General features: G+C 53.9%; 16 protein-coding genes. 7 read left to right on the top strand and 9 right to left on the bottom strand.

The window, feature by feature from the left end; translation table 11 throughout:
• Positions 1–13: 13 nt before the first annotated feature.
• The 4 genes from BUB60_RS13795 to BUB60_RS13780 form a co-directional block, all read right to left on the bottom strand.
• Positions 14–1,756, bottom strand: coding sequence for an ABC transporter ATP-binding protein (locus BUB60_RS13795; protein ID WP_073080158.1), 1,743 nt, complete (start codon positions 1,754–1,756; stop codon positions 14–16).
• A gap of 12 nt (positions 1,757–1,768) precedes the next feature.
• A complete protein-coding gene (locus BUB60_RS13790; protein WP_073080156.1) occupies positions 1,769–3,511 on the bottom strand; it encodes an ABC transporter ATP-binding protein in 1,743 nt (580 codons plus the stop codon).
• A 104-nt stretch (positions 3,512–3,615) separates the two neighbouring features.
• Positions 3,616–4,233 (bottom strand): TetR family transcriptional regulator, encoded by a 618-nt coding sequence (locus tag BUB60_RS13785; protein WP_073080154.1) that lies wholly within the window; start codon positions 4,231–4,233, stop codon positions 3,616–3,618.
• 201 nt (positions 4,234–4,434) lie between these two features.
• A complete protein-coding gene (locus BUB60_RS13780; RefSeq protein WP_073080142.1) occupies positions 4,435–5,100 on the bottom strand; it encodes a nitroreductase in 666 nt (221 codons plus the stop codon).
• 330 nt (positions 5,101–5,430) lie between these two features.
• Here BUB60_RS13780 and asrA point away from each other — a divergent pair, with 330 nt between their 5' ends.
• Genes asrA through asrC form a run of 3 tightly spaced genes read left to right on the top strand, consistent with a single transcriptional unit; the run spans position 5,431 to position 8,209 of the window.
• Complete coding sequence (gene asrA / locus BUB60_RS13775; RefSeq protein WP_073080128.1) at positions 5,431–6,447, top strand: anaerobic sulfite reductase subunit AsrA; 1,017 nt, start codon at positions 5,431–5,433, stop codon at positions 6,445–6,447.
• On the top strand, positions 6,440–7,234 hold the full coding sequence (gene asrB, locus BUB60_RS13770; RefSeq protein ID WP_073080126.1) for an anaerobic sulfite reductase subunit AsrB: 795 nt from the start codon (positions 6,440–6,442) through the stop codon (positions 7,232–7,234). The genes asrA and asrB overlap by 8 nt, the downstream gene beginning before the upstream one ends.
• Positions 7,235–7,246: 12 nt before the next feature.
• Positions 7,247–8,209: a sulfite reductase subunit C gene (asrC, locus tag BUB60_RS13765; protein ID WP_073080123.1), complete on the top strand. Its 963-nt coding sequence runs from the start codon at positions 7,247–7,249 to the stop codon at positions 8,207–8,209.
• Positions 8,210–8,320: 111 nt separating this feature from the next.
• On the opposite strand, the gene BUB60_RS13760 is transcribed toward asrC, so the two are convergent.
• A complete protein-coding gene (locus BUB60_RS13760) occupies positions 8,321–9,862 on the bottom strand; it encodes an ASKHA domain-containing protein (RefSeq protein WP_073080121.1) in 1,542 nt (513 codons plus the stop codon).
• A 227-nt stretch (positions 9,863–10,089) separates the two neighbouring features.
• Here BUB60_RS13760 and BUB60_RS13755 point away from each other — a divergent pair, with 227 nt between their 5' ends.
• The 4 genes from BUB60_RS13755 to BUB60_RS13740 all read left to right on the top strand — a co-directional run bounded on the left by BUB60_RS13755 (position 10,090) and on the right by BUB60_RS13740 (position 13,614).
• Positions 10,090–10,755 carry an alpha/beta fold hydrolase gene (locus BUB60_RS13755; protein ID WP_242941213.1) on the top strand — a complete coding sequence of 222 codons (666 nt, stop codon included), beginning with the start codon at positions 10,090–10,092 and terminating at the stop codon, positions 10,753–10,755.
• A 286-nt stretch (positions 10,756–11,041) separates the two neighbouring features.
• Entirely contained in the window at positions 11,042–11,674 is a 633-nt protein-coding gene (locus BUB60_RS13750; RefSeq protein ID WP_073080116.1) for a TetR/AcrR family transcriptional regulator, read from the top strand.
• A 125-nt stretch (positions 11,675–11,799) separates the two neighbouring features.
• Positions 11,800–13,185, top strand: a complete 1,386-nt coding sequence (locus BUB60_RS13745) for an MATE family efflux transporter (RefSeq protein WP_073080114.1) — start codon at positions 11,800–11,802, stop codon at positions 13,183–13,185.
• 27 nt (positions 13,186–13,212) lie between these two features.
• Entirely contained in the window at positions 13,213–13,614 is a 402-nt protein-coding gene (locus BUB60_RS13740; protein ID WP_073080112.1) for a metal-dependent transcriptional regulator, read from the top strand.
• Positions 13,615–13,628: 14 nt separating this feature from the next.
• Here BUB60_RS13740 and BUB60_RS13735 read toward each other — a convergent pair whose 3' ends face one another.
• From BUB60_RS13735 to BUB60_RS13720, 4 genes are read right to left on the bottom strand one after another with little or no spacing between them, the layout of a single operon-like run.
• Entirely contained in the window at positions 13,629–14,864 is a 1,236-nt protein-coding gene (locus BUB60_RS13735) for a nitrogenase component 1 (protein WP_073080110.1), read from the bottom strand.
• The gene (locus BUB60_RS13730; RefSeq protein WP_073080108.1) at positions 14,851–16,137 is read right to left on the bottom strand and encodes a nitrogenase component 1; all 1,287 of its coding nucleotides are present in this window, start codon (positions 16,135–16,137) and stop codon (positions 14,851–14,853) included. Before BUB60_RS13730 ends, BUB60_RS13735 begins: the two co-directional genes overlap by 14 nt.
• Complete coding sequence (locus BUB60_RS13725) at positions 16,134–16,898, bottom strand: nucleotide-binding protein (protein WP_073080105.1); 765 nt, start codon at positions 16,896–16,898, stop codon at positions 16,134–16,136. Before BUB60_RS13725 ends, BUB60_RS13730 begins: the two co-directional genes overlap by 4 nt.
• Entirely contained in the window at positions 16,895–17,704 is an 810-nt protein-coding gene (locus BUB60_RS13720) for an ABC transporter ATP-binding protein (RefSeq protein ID WP_073080103.1), read from the bottom strand. The genes BUB60_RS13725 and BUB60_RS13720 overlap by 4 nt, the downstream gene beginning before the upstream one ends.
• Positions 17,705–17,709 lie beyond the last annotated feature (5 nt).

The raw sequence follows: 17,709 nt of genomic DNA, 5'->3' as shown, positions 1-17,709 counted from the left end.
TTCCTCCATGGCACTACCGGGCGGCTTCCAATTTCCAGCCGATCGCCTTTTCCCGTACGCCGATGAAATCGGCATAGATGCCGGGCTTTCGGCTCAGCTCGTCATGCGTCCCGCGCTGCACGATACGTCCGGCGTCCACCACCAGAATCTGATCGGCGTTCCTGACCGTCTTGAGCCGGTGGGCGATCATGACGATGGTCTTGTTTTTCGTGAGCGCCGCAATCGCCTCCTGAAGCTTGTTTTCGTTTTCAGGGTCGACATTGGCGGTGGCCTCGTCCAGGATGACGATGGGCGCATCCTTCAGCATGGCGCGGGCGATCGATATGCGCTGCTTCTCGCCGCCGGATATGGTCGCGCCGCCCTCGCCGATCACGGTGTCGTAGCCCTGAGGCAGGGCCGTGATGAAGTCATGACAGCACGCCTTTCTCGCCGCCGCGACGACCTCGTCCATGGTGGCGTCCGGCTTGCCGAATTTGATATTGCTTAAAATGGTGTCGTTGAACAGATAGACATTCTGAAACACCATACTGATATTTTGGAGCAGGCTGTCCAGCTTGTACGCGCGCACATCCTTTCCGCCCAGTGTCACCGTGCCCTCGTTCACGTCCCAGAACCGCGCGATAAGATTGCACAGCGTCGTCTTGCCGCCGCCCGAGGGGCCCACGATGGCTGTCGTCGTGCCCTGCGGGATGGTGAAGCTGACGTTATCGATGATCCTGCGGTCTCCATAGGAGAAGCTGACGTTTTGAAAGGCGATGTCATAGCTTCCCGGCTGCTGCGCATTCCCGTCGATGTCCATGACGGGCGTTTTATGGATGTTCTCTACCCGGTCGATGGAAACGTCGATCAGTCGGATAAAGGAGGACATAAGTCCCGCCGCTTCCAGCTCGGTGAAAATGAAAAACCCGCAGACAATCATCAAAAGGCACATGAACAGCTCCAGTTGACCGTTCAGATAAAACAGGATGGAAACGATGACAACGGCAACACTGGTCAGCCGCAATATGATCTGCTGGAGGGCCACATATGGGATGAACCCGATTTCCATACTGTAGTTGTATTTCTCCACCTCGGCGATGGTCTTGTCGATTGTTTTGTTGGCGTTTTTGTCCAGGTGAAACGCCTTCACAACGCTCATGCCCTGTATGTACTCCAGCACCGCTTCCACCAGCCCGGCCTGCGCCGCCTGGCGCTTGGGGGAGAGGACCCGGGATTTACGGTGCAGCAGGGAATTGGTCCCGAGAAACAGCAGCGTACCCGTGACAACGATCAGCCCGATGCGCCAGTTGAAAAAAAGCAGGAAAACAGCCATGATCGCCGTTCGGATCAGCCCATGGATGGTCCGGACCATCGTGGGAGGCCCGAGCTTTTCGATTTCCTCCATGGTGGTGGTGACGGCGGCGGTGATATTGCCCAGGCTGTGGCTGTTGAAATAACCCATGGGCATATATTTCATGCGGTCGCCGATGCCGATGCGCTTTTCCTCGCACATACGGTAGCTGCCGGAGATCTCGTTCCGGTGGGAGATATGCCGTGTGACGATGGTGCCCAGAAGACTAAACACCAGGATTCCCAGGGCCGTCCACGCCGTACCGGCGGTCATGCTTCCTTCGACCATGCCCCTGAGCACCACGGCGATCGCCAGCAGCTGAAAAGCCTCGCATATGGAATGTAAAACGGCAAAAAGAATCCCCTTCTGCCATTTGCCCTTCTGATCGCCCGCAAAAGCGAAAAATTTTCTGAATACGCCAAACATGCCGTTCCCTCCTTATACCGCGTCTTTCGCGTCCATGTGGGCCTGCCACATGGCGCGGTACAGCGCACACTTTTCAAGCAGCTCCCCATGCCTGCCCTCTGCCAGGATACGCCCCTGTTCCACCACGGCAATCTTGTCGGAGCTCGTGATGGTGGAGAGTCTGTGCGCGATGACGATGAGCGTCTTTCCCGCTACCAGCCTCGCCACGGCCTCCTGAATGACCGATTCGTTCTCTGGGTCCGTATACGCCGTGGCTTCGTCCAAAATAACAATGGGAGCGTTTTTCAGCATGGCCCGGGCGATGGCGATGCGCTGGCGTTCACCGCCCGAGAGATGCCCTCCGGCACTGCCGGTAATGGTGTCGTAGCCGTGTTCCAGCTTCATAATGAATTCGTGGCAGCCGGAGGCCTTTGCCACGGCCTCTACAGCGGCGTCGTCGGCGCTCGGGTTCCCCATGCGGATATTGTTCCGCACCGTGTCATTAAAGAGGTAATTGTCCTGCGCGACATAGGCAATGCTGTCTATGAGCTGCGCCGTCGGGATATCCCTGATGTCCACGCCGCCCAGCGTAATACTGCCACCATCTACGTCCCACAGGGAAGCGATCAGTTTGGCGATCGTGGATTTCCCGCCGCCGGAGGGCCCGACAAAAGCGGTCACGCTGCCCGCGTCGATTTTCAGGTTGACGCCCTTGAGCACCTGCTCGTCCTTGTAAGCAAAGGTGACGTTTTTAAGCTCGATGTCCGAGCCGTGCAATTCCTTTTTTCCCGCGGGCCTTTTCAACTCGGGAATGTCCAGGATCGTCCCGATATCGCTCACGATGGTGCCGATCTTGGCAATATCGTCGGTAAAAAACATGGCGGCGATGATCGGCCCGATAATACCCAGGGACAGGATCATGATCGTGATAAAGGTCGGAATGTCCAGAGACCCGTTCAGATAAAAAATGCAGCCGATGGGCAGCACGCCGATAAGCACCGCGGGCCAGACGCTCTGGGCCACGGCGGAATAAACCTGCGTGGCGCGCATCCACTCAAAGACGAGCTGGGTGTTCTTCCTGACGGCGTCGGTGAATTTTGCGTAAGAGTTGGCCGATTGATTGAACGCCTTGATGACCTCGATGCCGCCTATGTACTCGACCGTGGTCGCGCTCATATGCTTGCCGGCGTCGGTGACGGCGGCATATTTGACCGCATAATCCCTCATCATGGCCATGTAGGCTATAAGGCCGATGGGCAGGGTGATGAGCGACACCAGAGCCATGCGCCAGTCGAGCGTGAACAGATAGATGATGATACCAAGTGGAACCAGCAGATTGGCCGTCATCTCCGGCAGCACATGTGCCAGCGGCGATTCGATACTGTCTGTCCGCTCTATGATGGTGGTTTTGAACTGGCCCGAAGGGGTATCCAGCAGGTGGCCCATGGGGACCCTCGTCAGCTTGGAGGTCAGGCGGAAGCGCACCTCGGAAATCACCGCGAAGGTCGCCCTGTGGGAAAATGTCGTGGAGATATTCATGCAGATGGACTTCAGCACAAAGCCCGCCGCGGCGACGCCGCACCACATGAGATAAAAAGTCAGCTCCCGCCCGCCGGCGATCAGCCTGATGACCATCTGCGCCACAGCGAAATATGGCACCAGTCCCGACGCCACACCCACGATTGCAAACAGAACGGAGGCGATATACCCTCCTTTGTGAGGCTTCGCAAAATCTGCCAGCCGGGCGAATGGACTTTGAGGCCGCGGATTCTCCATATATATAATCCTCCTTCGAGTTAGAAATATCTAACTTTTTGACAATTTTTTTGAGGCTCAAAAAAGAGGCCTCATAGGATAACGGCTGTTTTATTATGGGGTCGCTAAGGATTTAAGATAGTATCCCAGCCTGCCAGGAAAAAGCGCTTGAGCCGGTCGATATACCGGTCTGCGGCCTCCCTGGTCATGTCATGCACCACGATTTCAAACACCCCTGAAAAAAACGCGCTGGAAACGATATGCAGAAGCTCGGGAGAAGCTCGGCCGGAGGAGAGCGCATCGTTGCCGCTGGCTTGAATGAATTTTAAAGAATATTCCACATCGATTTCCACCAGGCTATGGATGAAACCGGAAAATCTGGTTCCCTCCGAACAGGTGATGAGCAGCTTGAACTCATCGAAATGATCGTAGATATATCCGATAAAATCCTTGAATTTGTCTTCGGAGTATTCAAACATGGTTTCCTGCTGCTCATTGCCGGGTAGCTCGCTGAATTTCATCTGCACGCCCAAGTACAGTTCCGTCAAGCCCGCCGCAGCAGATGACACCAGCGCTTCGAATAAGCCGTGCTTGTCTGTGAACCGGGTATAGATGGAACCGGTGCTTGTGCCGGCGTTTTGCGCTATGGTGCGCAGGGAAGCGTCTTTAAAGCCCATCTCCAGAAATTCCGCCTTTGCACATTCAAGGACCTTTTCGTAGACGCCCTCTTTTTGCTTGGCCATTCAGTCACTTCCTTTCCTACCATCTGTAACAGCGTTATGAAACACTGTTACAGATGGTAGCATAAAAGCTACATATTGTCAATAGAATTACGGTTTAAAGAGGGAAGATGAACCGGCAATAGGCTATGGTATGCAGATCATGCTCCGAAAAAAATGCCTGCCGCAGGTGAAGCGGCAGGCGTCAAAATGCTGATTAAAACTTTAAATCCCTTTTATTCTTACAAATTCGTCTAATGATCTTCTCGTTGTAAAGAATTGATTATTGAGATCACCCGGTATACCATAGCCGATGGCGATACCAAGAATAATATTTAAATTATCAGGGATTGCCAGTTCTTCGCGTATCAAATCGGGATACACCGCAATTACGGCTGCTGGCATGGTGTTTAAACCATAATGCTGCGCTGCCAGCATCAGGCTTTGAGAAAAAAGTCCTAAGTCATAAAACGACCAATGAGTCAATTCTTTGCTTAAGCAAAGATAGATTACTGCCGGCGCGCCAAAACAGTTCAAGCTCTTTACAAGATTTTCGGCTCTTTTAGCTTTATCGTCCCTGGCAATGCCAAGGTGCTCTAAATGAGCAGCGCCGGTTGACCCTATGTTTGACTTATATGGTTCGGGCCATAGTTTGGCCATGGGAATATCGGGGGTCATTGGTATACCAGCCCGGAATTTCTCAATGAAGACATTCCGGAGTTTCTTCAAGGGCTCCGCTGCGACAACAAAAACCTCCCAAGGCTGACTGTTGGCGTATGAAGGGGATGTGTTGGCTGCGTCCAGCACCTTCATGAGAAGCTCTCTATCAATCGGTTTTTCCGTAAAAGCGCGGGTACAATGCCGGGATTGCAATGCATCTATAACATCCATTCAGTTTCCCTCCTCAGGTATCTCCTAAACTTTAATTTTGTAACGCGTACAGTAACGCTTGGCGGGTGGGTTATTCATTAACACCAAAAAGCTTCAGCCCGTGTATCGAACAACATTATTATAGAATATTACCGTAAAATTGCAGTTGTTTTTACAACGGAAGAGCTAAATCGGCGTAAAAAAACAACCCTCGTCCTTATGGTCAATATTCAAATCCCAAAAGCCGTGCCCCTTTTTACCAGGTGTTGCATTTGCAACAGACAAATATTGTAATTGGCGGTAAGATAAATGGAATTAAGCACTAGAGTAAACTGTCAAGGGGGTAATATTATGGGCTACAGACTGACTGAAAGCGGTATTAATGAACTGCTTCAAGAGCTGTCAAAAGATTATGTCCTGTTCGCGCCGAAAAGGTACGAGGGAGGCAACACCTTTTCCGGTGTGGATTGCATTCGTTACGGTGAAATTACATCAGTTGATGAAATCGAAACGGATGCGAAATCGGATTATTCCTTCAAGGAAATACTGCTGCCCTTATCGCAGACGCTTTTTTATTTCACCGAAGACGATATAAAACAACCGCAGTCCAGACAAAAGAGCGCTCTGGTTTTCCTTCGCAGCTGCGATTTTCACGCGGTGAAGCGCCTCGACGAGATATATCTTCGCAACGGCGCTCCTGACGCGTATTACAGCAGGCTGCGCGAGCGATGCCGCTTCGTTCTCATAGGGTGCCCAAAAGCGTTTTCGACCTGCTACTGTGTCGATATGGGAACGAACATTGCCGAAGGCTGGGACGCCGCGTTTGAGAAAAAGAATGATGGCTTTTATATGTCAAGTCCTCAGACGGAGCTCGCGGAGTTGATACAGAAGCATTCCGCCAATGAGACAGATTTTACCCCGTCCTTTGTGGCGGAGACGCCGGTGAAAGTAACTGTTCCTGATGGCCTGTCCGTTGCCGTCGCGAAAGCGTCCATGTGGCGGGAATACGACAGCCGCTGCATTGCCTGCGGCCGGTGCAATTTTGCCTGCCCGACCTGTACGTGCTTTTCCATGCAGGATGTTTTCTACCAGGACAACGGCAAGGTGGGGGAGCGCCGCCGGGTCCAGGCCTCCTGCATGGTCGACGGATTTACCGATGTGGCCGGAGGGGGCAGCTACCGCCAGAAAAACGGGGACCGCATGCGGTTCAAGACGCTCCACAAAGTCTGCGATTTTAAAAAGCGGTTCGGTTATCACATGTGCGTCGGATGCGGGCGCTGCGACGATATCTGCCCTGAATACATATCCTTTTCACACATTATCAACAGGCTTGGGGACGCCATGAAGGAGGTAAACGGCAATGGCTGAAAACCGTTATACATCCTCCTGGTCGGAGATTGTGGAAGTTACCAAGCATACAAAAATCGAGTATACCTTTCGCCTGGCTTACAAAGGCGACGTCAAGCCCGGACAGTTTTTCGAGGTCTCACTGCCGAAATATGGGGAGGCGCCCATCTCGGTCAGTGGTATCGGAGAGGACACGATCGACTTTACCATCCGCAAGGTCGGACGGGTGACTGATGCCGTTTTCGAGAATTGGACAGGCGACCGCCTTTTCCTGCGCGGCCCCTACGGCAACGGCTTTGAGGTCTCTCTATTTAAAGGGAAGGAACTGGTGATAGTCGCGGGCGGTACCGGGATATCACCCGTCCGTGGCGTTATCGAGCATTTTTACAGGCACCCGGACGCGGCTGCAAAGATTAAGCTGATTGCCGGCTTTAAAACGCCGGACGATATACTGTTCCAAGACGATTTTAGGCGCTGGCAAGAACGCCTGGATGTCACGCTGACCACCGACGATAACCTCGGTGATGCGACATACCGCATGGGGCTGGTGACTGAATATATTCCCGGCTTGGAGATAAAAGATCTGGCTTATTCCGCAGCCGTCGTGGTCGGGCCGCCGGCGATGATGCGCTTTTCAACCAAGGCTCTTCTGGAACGCGGTTTTTCGGAAAAGGATATTTGGGTTTCCCACGAGAGAAAAATGTGCTGCGGCATCGGAAAGTGCGGGCACTGCAAAATCGATGATAAATATGTTTGCCTCGACGGGCCTGTATTTAATTACTCCGTCGCGAAAGATTTTATTGATTAGGGGGCTTGGGGCATGGACATCAATACCAAGAAGCTCATGAAGAACGCTTTTCGAGTGACAAAGGAACGGGGCCATACCGCCTCCCGCATTCGTATCCCAGGCGGGCACCTCGATGTGACGCTGCTGCCGTTTATTCAGGAAATAGCTCAGAAATACGGCAACGGCACAATTCATATAACAGTGAGGCAAGGTCTGGAGATTCCCGGAATCAAATTCGAGGATATCCCGAAGGTCAACGCGCTGCTACAGCCGATTATCAGCGGCATTGCGACGCGCCAAGAAGCGCCCGGGACGGGATATCCAGCTTCCGGGACGCGCAACGTCTCCGCCTGCATTGGCAACCGTGTGTGCCCCTATGCCTGCTACGACACAACAGGTCTGGCGCAGCGCATTGAGGATGCCGTCTATCCCAATGATCTGCACTTTAAAATTGCCCTCACCGGCTGTCCGAACGACTGCGCCAAGGTGCGGATGCATGATTTTGGTATCATCGGTATGACGCTGCCGCAGTTTGACAGCAGCCGGTGCGCCAGCTGCGGGGCATGCGAGAGATATTGCCGGAAGAAATCTGTCGGCGCCATATCTATGGTGAACAACAGGCCCAATCGCAGCGCACAGAAGTGCGTCGGCTGCGGAGAATGCGTCATCAATTGTCCCACAAGGGCTTGGACGCGCTCGAAAGAACAGTATTTCCGGCTTGTTTTGCTGGGCCGGACCGGAAAACGCAACCCGCGGCTCGCCGTGGACTTTATCAAATGGACGGACGCCGATAGTATTATCAAAATCATTACAAACACTTATGACTATGTTAAAGAGTATATTGACCCGTCGGCTCCGGGCGGAAAAGAGCATATTGGCTATATCGTCGACAGGACCGGCGTACAGGAATACTTAAAATGGGCCATGAAGGATGTTAAACTCCCGTCGTGCGCAGAGATTGAACAAACGCTATACTGGGGTGGCCCGCAGTATTGACCTTCACTTTAAACAAGAGCCGGCAGGTATGTTGTCTGCCGGCCCTTTGTTATAAAAACGACGGATTATTGCTGTATTTAGTTATACTGAAAGCATAAAAATCATCAGTGATTACTTATTTCTGCTTTTCAACTTTTCCTTGACGGTTGGATAAAGATCCAGGTCCGTATGAGGCAGGAATTTTGCCGCAAACATTTTTGTCAAAAAATCTGTTGCCTCGCCGAGTGAGAGATAGACCATTTTTTCGATAATGCTTTCACTCGTATAATATAACGATGCATCTAATAGAAGCTTGCAGGCACCGGCTAACGATCCATTGCCGAGTATGACGAACCGGTCTCTGGGAAGATCCGGATAGAGGCCGATGGTTATGGCTGATTCGAGATTTAGATGTGTGCCGAAAGCACCGGCCAGATAAACTTTTTTGATGTCCTGCGGACTTACGCCCGAAGCTTCAAGCAGGTATGCGACCATTGTATTCGCAGCTGCTTTGGTGTCCATGTAGCTGAAAATATCATTCTGAGTAAACAGAAGCTCTTCACCTGAAGCGGATTCACTGCTCCACGCATAGACAACAGCATATTCTTCTTCCCTTTGAACGATGCGCTCCGACCGCTCTGGCACAAACGCACCTGAACGATCAATCCAGCCTTCCAGCAGCATCTCCGCCAGCAGATCCACAATGCCTGATCCACAAATACCCAAAGGCTTTTGATTCTGTATTGTCGTGAGAACAATTTGGTTATCGACTATTTTTACAGAATCGACAGCACCTGGCTTGGCCTGCATCCCGTATTTGCTGATACCGCCTTCAAGTGCCGGCCCGGCGGCGCCTGCTGCCGCGAGCAAAAACTCGTTGTTTCCGAGAATCATTTCCCCGTTTGTCCCAATATCCATATACAAAGAAATTGGGCTATTGAGGTAAAGCTCCGAGGCAATCAGCCCGCTGATAATATCACCGCCGATGTAATTGGCTGCTGACGGATAGCAGTATACCAGTCCGGGGAACTGCAAATTAAGCGAGCTGGCGCGAATAAAGCCACAGCTGTTAAATGCGGGAGAGTAAGGAGCATGGAAAATAAACCACGGATCAAGACCAAGCAAAAAATGAATCATCGTCGTGTTGCCGCCGATTACCATGATGCCGCAGTCCGAGGACGAGATGCCCGTTAACTTTTGGAGCGACGCAATCAATTCATTCAGACTCATAAGAGTACACACCTGAATCTCTTGAAGGTGCTCGGCTTTATCTTTGGCATAAAAAATCCTGCTCAAGATCTCATCGCCAAACCTGATCTGAGCATTGAACATGCTCTCCTGCCCAAGTATTACGCCTGTGGCCAAATCAACGAGCTGCATGATAATCGTCGTACTGCCGAGATCGACAGCATAGCCATAATTCTTATCTGTGGTATTCCCGCGTTCGATTTGAATAATTTCCCACTCATGGCCTTTCATAATCATAGTCACGGTGAGCTTCCAGTCGAAATTTCTTAAAAGCATATAATGTGCCTTTAAGACATCATAAGACATGACAACGGACCCGAAATCCTTTTCGAGCGCCCTAATTATTCTGTCCTTGTCTGCAACGGCATCCCCCTCACTCGGAGGAGTAAGCTCAATATATATCTTACGTGCCATGGGTTTAAACATTGCTTCATCCTCGATTGGTCATATTATAACTTAACGACTATACCATGTGAATACGTTTATTTCAATTTTTTGCATCTCTTCATTTTTATCAGGGAACCTATTTCCTCAATCCTGACCCTAATTTCAATTTTCTACTGAACCGCGTCATTCAGTGGAACGGCGGGAGGCTAAAGGATGTCGCTCCCGTATCGCAGGAAATCCACTCTGGCGCGGACTGGAAGCGGGCGTTGATCCGGCTGGGCGACGCCGCTCTGACAGAGGGCCGCACTGAAAACGCCATCGGCTATTACCGCATGAGCAAGTTTTTCATCGGGGAATCTGCGGTGACGATCATGGGCGCATCTCTTGGCGGGATGCTTGCGCCCCGTGTCGCCGCTTTCGAGCAGCGCATCCACCGGGTAGTGGGGTGGTCGGTGTTCCCCAATTTTCTGTATGTGGCGCTGAGCATAATGCCGAAAGCGATGCGCGGGCCAATTCGCTTCCTGCTCAATCATAATCTGCGCCAGCCGATCAATGCCGTTCTAAAAAAGAAAATGGCACGGGAGCCCATTCTGGATTGGGGCATCCGCCACGGAATGTTCGCCTACGATGTGCCGGACCCCTTCGGGTACATCAAAAAGCTGGATGATTACGAAATGACCGACATCGGGCCAAGGCTCACGCAGGACATGCTGGTAATCGGCGCGGAGAAGGATCACTTTATTCCGAAAGAGCTGTACGCCATGGAGTTGGATGCCCTGCCCAATGTCAGAAGTCTGACCTTCCGGCTGATGACGGAGCGGGAGGATGCGGGCGGCCACTGCAACGTGGGCAATCCGAAGCTGGTACTGGACACGGTGGCGGACTGGCTGACTGCCCTGAACAGAAGGGATAGCGCGGACGAGACGAAATGAGCAATCTGGTTTATTGTGGCTCTCGGAAGGGGGAAAGGAAATGAGAGATAAGAGCAATCAGCCGATGGCGGAAAAGGGGACGTAACATTGAACGTCTATGAAAATATGAAGGTTCCCAATAAATACGAGATTCTACGACGGTACGCCAATTTTTGACGGTATCGTCATTTCTTATGTGCAATTCACAATAATTTTTAAGCTATCGTTCTTGACAAACAAAAATAAATCACTTAAAATAACGCTGTTATATAACGGCGTTATGTAGTCCGCGGAAGGAGGTGCCGTTGTGGCCGATGAAATGAATACACAGGAGAAAATCCTGTATTTTGGCAGAAAGGAATTTTTGCAAAAAAGTTTTCAGAATGCGTCTCTTCGCAATATCGCCTCTGCCGCCGGCATGACGACAGGCGCCATCTACACGTACTTTAAGGATAAAAACGCGTTGTTTGAGGCAATTGTTGCCCCTGTCTACGAGCAGGTGGAAAAACTGTTTGTTGAATTAAGCGCTTCATATTATAATGCCGGCGGCATTGTGGGAGAAATCACGACCCAAAACACCACTGCCGAGCTTTATCGGGTCTACCGACTTATCTACGATAATTTCGATGTTTTTAGGTTGCTGGTCGTCGGCGCGGAAGGCTCTTCGAAAGCCGACTTTGTACATACAATTGTCGACCACGAAGTGACGCAGACGCTTGCCTATTTGGATAGGCTGAAAAAAGCGAAAGGCATCAACGCTCAAATAAACCGCACGGTTCTTCATCTTATATCGGAAAGCTATATCAACACGCTGCTTGAGCCTGTTCGTCACAATATGAGTTATGAAGAGGCGATTGAGAATCTTGATTTTTTAGCTGTTTTTTACACTGGCGGCTGGAAAAGTATTTTTTATAAACTGTTTGATGAAAAAAATATATGATGGTGCCATATTCTTTCATCACAGCTTGGAGATAACTAACCAAAAACCGGGCGGTTGTTGTGTTAAGGCCATTATTGCTGCCAACGAGTTAGATTATTCTAACTTATATACAAGGAGGAATGAACATGAATGAGGCAATAGAGCCAAAGGAAAAACAAAAACAATTTATCCTGACGGGTGGATTATGGAAAGTCATGGCCGATTTGTCGTGGCCGGCGATCGTGGCTATGGTGCTTTACGGCATGAACTCGGTCCTGGACGCCATTTTCGTTGGACAGTTCGTAGGTGAGACAGCTTTGGCTGGCGTATCCGTAGCGTATCCGCTGTCTCAGATCAGTGTGGCGTTTGGCTCTCTGATTGGCGTCGGCGCGGGTTCGGTTTTAAGCATTGCCCTGGGAGCCCGGGATAAGAAAACGCAGGAATACCTGCTAGGGAATGTAAACTGGCTGTCCATTGCCGCAACGGTTATTTACATGGTTCTGGCGCTCATCTTTTCAAATCAATTGATAGCGGTTATGGGAGGAACGGGCGAAGCGCTGGCACTTGGAGCCCGTTATTTCAGGGTCACGGTTTACGGCGCGTTCTTCTGGGTCTACGGCCTGGCGGGTAATATGATTATACGCGCTGAGGGCAAAATGAAAACCGCGGCCTGGATGATGGGAATCGGACTGGCCGTGGATGCACTTTTTAAGTATGTATTTGTCGGCGTGCTGGAAATGGGCGTGGAAGGCGCAGCCTGGGCCACGAACATCGGAATGTTGGCTTATACCCTACTGGGATGGTTCTATTTCGGAGGGGGGCATGCGACCTTCAAGTCAAAGCTTCTTTCACTGCACCGGAATAAGGAGGTCACAAGCTCCATTCTGAGGCTTGGAGCACCGTCAATGCTTATGGCCGTTATGAGCCTTGTGCAGGCCATCGTCGTGTTTAATGCATTGTCCAGATATGGAACCGTAGCGGATATAGCTTTTTACGGAGTGGTGTACAGAGTATTCCAGTTCCTGCTCACGCCAATCTTCGGTCTGATGCGCGCCCTGCAGCCGGTGCTCGGCATCAATTACGGCGCGAAGCAGTATGACCGCGTCATCCGCTCCTATAAAATTTTCGCGGTTGCCGCCCTCCTGCTAACGCTGCCCTTCTGGATTATCTCGATGGCGGTACCCGGGTCGGTATTGGGGATGATGCTGAAGGATGAGGTGTTTACAGCCACACAGTTTACCTATTTCCGTATCTATATGGCGATTCTGCCGGTACTGTCTTTCATTTTTATGGGGATGACGCTGTTCCCTTCCGTTGATAAGGGGAAGCCGGCGGCCATTATTGGTATCGCCAGGCAGTTGATCTTCTATGTTCCCGTCATGTTGCTGGTTCCCAAATGGATTGGTGTGGCGGGTGTTTACTATGGATCATTTGCAATTGACGCTATAATCGTAATTTGGACATTGTTCATGGTGAAGAAAGAATTCAGTCTGCTTAGGAAAAGGGATATGCAATCAAGCCTCAATTCTTAGCTGTTGCAAAACGTAAGGAGAGTTAGCATGACAGATCTTACTCCATCACAACAACATTATATCAAAGCGATCTACATGCTTTCTTCCAGCCGTGAGGGCACACGCATATGCGATGTAGCAGAAAGGCTTGCTGTCACTAAATCAAGCGTTTGTGTTGCTATGAAAACGCTGCAACGGATGAATTTAGTGGAAAGGGATTTCCGGCATCAAATTCTCCTTACGCCGGAAGGGAAAGAGCAGGCAGTTTTGATTGTGGACCGGCTTGCCATTATCAAGTGTTTTTTGGTTGAGGCGCTTCACATCACTGTGGATGCAGCCGAATTGGATGCTTGCGCAATGGAGCATGCGGTGAGCCGTGAAACACTCTGCGCCATGTGCAGGCATGTTAACTATACAGCGAGAAAATGCGTGTGCTCTCTTTGGACATAGTGGATTATGAGCGCTTAAAATTCTTCTTTCAGGATGGCGTTTACCCACAGATTTGTCAAATGTACGGCGCCGCGAAAACCTACAAAGGGCGGCTCATAAGGATTCAGCCGCCATTTGACATCCGGGTTGGCGATCTGAAGCTCCGTGCCGCGCCCGGCCCAATCCAAGGCCTCGCCGCTGGCCATGAGCAGCGCTTTTCCATGGCTCCCAATCGCCTGGGTCCATTGCGCTTCCGTAAAATACGGGAGTTCCTCGTCCGCCATATCGGGGCTGTCGCACCAGCAGACGCCTTTTGAAAAGGAAAGCTCCCCGCAGGCGAAGGACATGATGCCTTTGACGACGTCGGCGTGTCCGCCGGCGGATATGCGCCCGCGCTCCGGATGCTCCCGGATAATATGCCGGAACATCGGCAGGGCGGGAGAAATCAGCCTTAACGCTTCCTCCCGCTGCCCTTCGACAAAGCTGCGGTCCGGCGATATGCCCGTGATCTGCGACACCTGTTCGAGCCATTCGCAGGTTCCCTGTACGCCGTAAGGCCGCGCGAACAGATACGGCGTGCCGAACCGCTGCTGCAGCTGCGCCGCGGCCGGCAGCCCCTCCCGCCGGAATACCAGATTGATATGCGCCCCGCCAATCCGCTCTATCTGCGCCACGGACGTATCGGACGTCATGACGCACAGCGGCGTCATCGCGAAGGCCCCCTCCATGGTGCGGACGAGCTCGGCCGCGTCCGCCTGAAAGCGGAAGATGTCCGCGCAGGAGCCGATGAGATTGAAGGTGGGGCGCGCCGTTTTCTCCGCGTCGACCGGCAGTGTTTTGGCAAGAAGCAAAAGTGCTTCCCGTACGGCGCGGTATTGGCCGGCGTCAAACCCGCCGCATCCAAAGGGAATAAGGCGCATATCCGGGTGATCCGGCTGCAGCTCCCTGCAGAGCGCGGGCAGGTCCGTCCCGATGACCTCCGGCACGGCGGAGGGCAGGAGGAAAAGCACCCGCGGCCTGTCCCTTTCGGCGATATCCGCGACGGCGCGGCTCAGGCGCTCTGTGCCGCCAAGAGAAACGTCGGTCTCGTCGATATGAGTGGCGTAGAGCCTGCAGGCGTCCGAAACGCCGATCCGTTCCAGGAACACGCGGCCGTAAAGCATATGCCCCATGCAGCCGAATTCCAGCAGAGCGGCGCCGCGGATGGAGGCCAGCGTCCACAGTGTGCCCATGCGTCCGGAGGGAACCGGCCTGAATTTATAAAGTCCCATACGGCGCTCTCCTTTCTCCCGGCGCGGCAGGTCCGTCCAGGACGCGCAAAATCCTTTCCAGGAGGCTGCGCGTCCTCTCGTAACCGCACAGGCCATACAGGTCTGACAGCTGCGGCACGCTGGGAATCCGGACCCTTGCGCCGGGCAGGTCTCCCAGGCACAGCGCGGGGGAAAGGCCTTCCAGAAGAGGCGCGTCCGAATCGCTGTTGACCATATGGCAGACCGGCGGGTCATATCCTCGCGCGTTCAGGAGCTCTGTCCAGCGCTTGTCGCCCGGCCAGAATTCCTCCAGGTGCAGCAGCAGGGGCTCCATGCCCAGGGCGGCCAGATAAGCCGCCATCGGAAGCGCGCCCAGCGGGCCGGTATGTGCGCAGACATAACGAAGGCCGCCCAGCCGTTTGGCGGCCTGTTCCTGCAGGGACAGCAGCGCCGGCCGTTCATCGTCAAGCGCATTATCCCATTCAATCCCCAGCCTTTGAGCGACGGCGGCATGAAGCGCGCCGATCTCCGCCGGGTCATAGATATCATACAATCGAAAAGCAGGCGTGCCGAAGCTTTGCTCCATGTCCGCCGCCAGGGGGTCCGTAAACGGCGAAAGCACGAGACTTGCCGCCGCGTCGGGCGCCTCCAGAAAATCCTCCAGCGCGGACCCCGGCGCAAGGCAGCGCAGGGTAAAGCCCCGCTCCAGCAGCGCGCGCAGAAGAGGCGGCATGGGGATATGCGTTTCATCCGGTGAGCGCCCCATCACGTTGACGACACGCGGCCGGACTTCTCTCGGCGCCATTAGCGCGCCGATCGCTTTCAGCGTCTTCCACGAGCCGGAGGGGTAGCTGTTGCACTTGAAATGCCCCGTCATAACGGAGATCAGGCGTGCCGACAGCCTCGGCTGCATTTCGCGGACGAGCCCCTCGATGTCCTCGCCGATCAGATCAGGCACGCAGGTGCCAAGCAGCAGGACAGCCTTCGCGCCCGCCTGATCCATCTTCTGCAGCGTGTCCATAAGTCCCTTGCGGCAGCCGAACACCACCTCGTGGGCGTCCAGCACATACGTCCAGTGCAGATCACCCTGCGCTTTCGGCAGCACGACACGGCTGTAAACGGCGCATTCCGGCGTCCCGATCACCAGGGAGGATAAGCCCCGGATATTCCCCGCCAGGGCCAGCGCCGGGTGCAGGGGGCAGTGGCTGCCCGGAAAGGCGCAGGGCGTCAGGAATTTCACGCCCGCGCTGGACCGGACGGCGGACAGGCGCTTCAAATGGCCCAGGCTTGTCATGGACATCCACCTCCGGCCGTTTCCTCCGCCAAAAGCCGCGCCAGCGCACGGTAATGCGCCGCCATACCGGAATCCGGGAAAGCCTCCACCACGGTTTTGCCCTGCGCCTCGGCCTGCTGCACCAGCGGGTCGCGCGGCAGGCGGTAGAGCACCGGCGTTTCGATTTCCGCCGCCGCCCTGTCCACCAGCTCGTTTTCGCCCTCGATGTTCTTGGCGTTCAGGATCAGCCCCCGCAGCGTGGCGTAGCCGCGTTTGCCGAAGCTTCCCACCGCGCGGGCGATATTGGAGGCGGCATAAAGGGACATCATTTCGCCGGAGGTCACCACGCATACCTCGTCGGCGTAGCCGCCCCGGATGGGCATGGCAAAGCCGCCGCACACCACATCGCCCAGCACATCGTACAGCACTACGTCCGGCTTGTAGACACGATAGGCGTCCAATTCCTCCAGCTTTTCAAAAGCGGTGATAATGCCGCGCCCGGCGCAGCCCACGCCGGGAACCGGGCCGCCGGATTCCACGCAAAGCACGCCGGTGCTGCTTTTGACCACAAGGTCTGAAAGCGCCGCGTCGCCCTTTTCACGCAGGGTATCGAGCACCGTGAGGATGTTTTTCCCGCCGGTCAGATTGCGGGTGGAATCGGCCTTGGGATCGCAGCCGATCTGCAGCACGGTCAGGCCCAGGCCGGCCAGCGCCGCCGATACGTTGGAAACAGTGGTGGACTTGCCGATGCCGCCCTTGCCATAAACGGCGATTTTTTTCATCGGCATATCCTCCCGTCTTGATCCCTTGTGAGGTCGTAGGAGATGCAGGCCGGCCTTCTCGTGCGGGGCTCGGTGACGATCACCGCGTCGATATGGAAGGTCTCCCGCAGCACCCCGGCGGTCATGACCTCCTCCGGCCTGCCGTGGCAAATGATGTCTCCGCCCCGGATGGCGATCATGCAGTCGGCGAAGCGGGCGGCAAGGTTCAGGTCGTGCAGCACCATCACGATGGTGCAGCCCTGCTCCCGGTTCAGGCGGTATAACAATTCCAGCACCTCAAGCTGATAGGACAGATCGAGATACGTCGTCGGCTCATCCAAAAGGATGAGATCGGTCTGCTGTGCCAGCGCCATGGCGATCCATACCCGCTGCTTTTGCCCGCCGGAAAGATTGTCCACGGCCGTGGTTTCAAGCTCCGTGAGCTTTGTCACCTCCAGCGCCCAGGCGACGACCTTCTTGTCCTCGGGCCCCAGCTTGCCAAAGCCCCGCTGATGCGGAAAACGGCCATAGGCCACCAGCTCGCCGACCGTCAGCCCCGCCGGGGCCTGGGGAGACTGGGGCAGGATCGCCATCTTTTGCGCGACCTCCCTGGTGGAGAGCTGCCGGATATCGTCCCCGTTCAGGTACACCATACCGCCCTTTGGCTTCAGGATGCGCCCTACGGCCTTGAGCACCGTGGATTTTCCGCAGCCGTTTGGCCCGATGATGGCCGTGATTTTACCCTGCGGGATCTGCATATCCAGATCGTCCACGACGAGATTGTCTTCGTAGGCGACGGCCAGATTCTGTGTTGCAATGCTATCCATATTTC

Source organism: Sporobacter termitidis DSM 10068 (assembly GCF_900130065.1).
GTDB lineage: Bacteria > Bacillota > Clostridia > Oscillospirales > Oscillospiraceae > Sporobacter > Sporobacter termitidis.
Note: the sequence above shows the minus strand (reverse complement) of the source record. Positions and strands in the feature narration are given on the sequence as shown.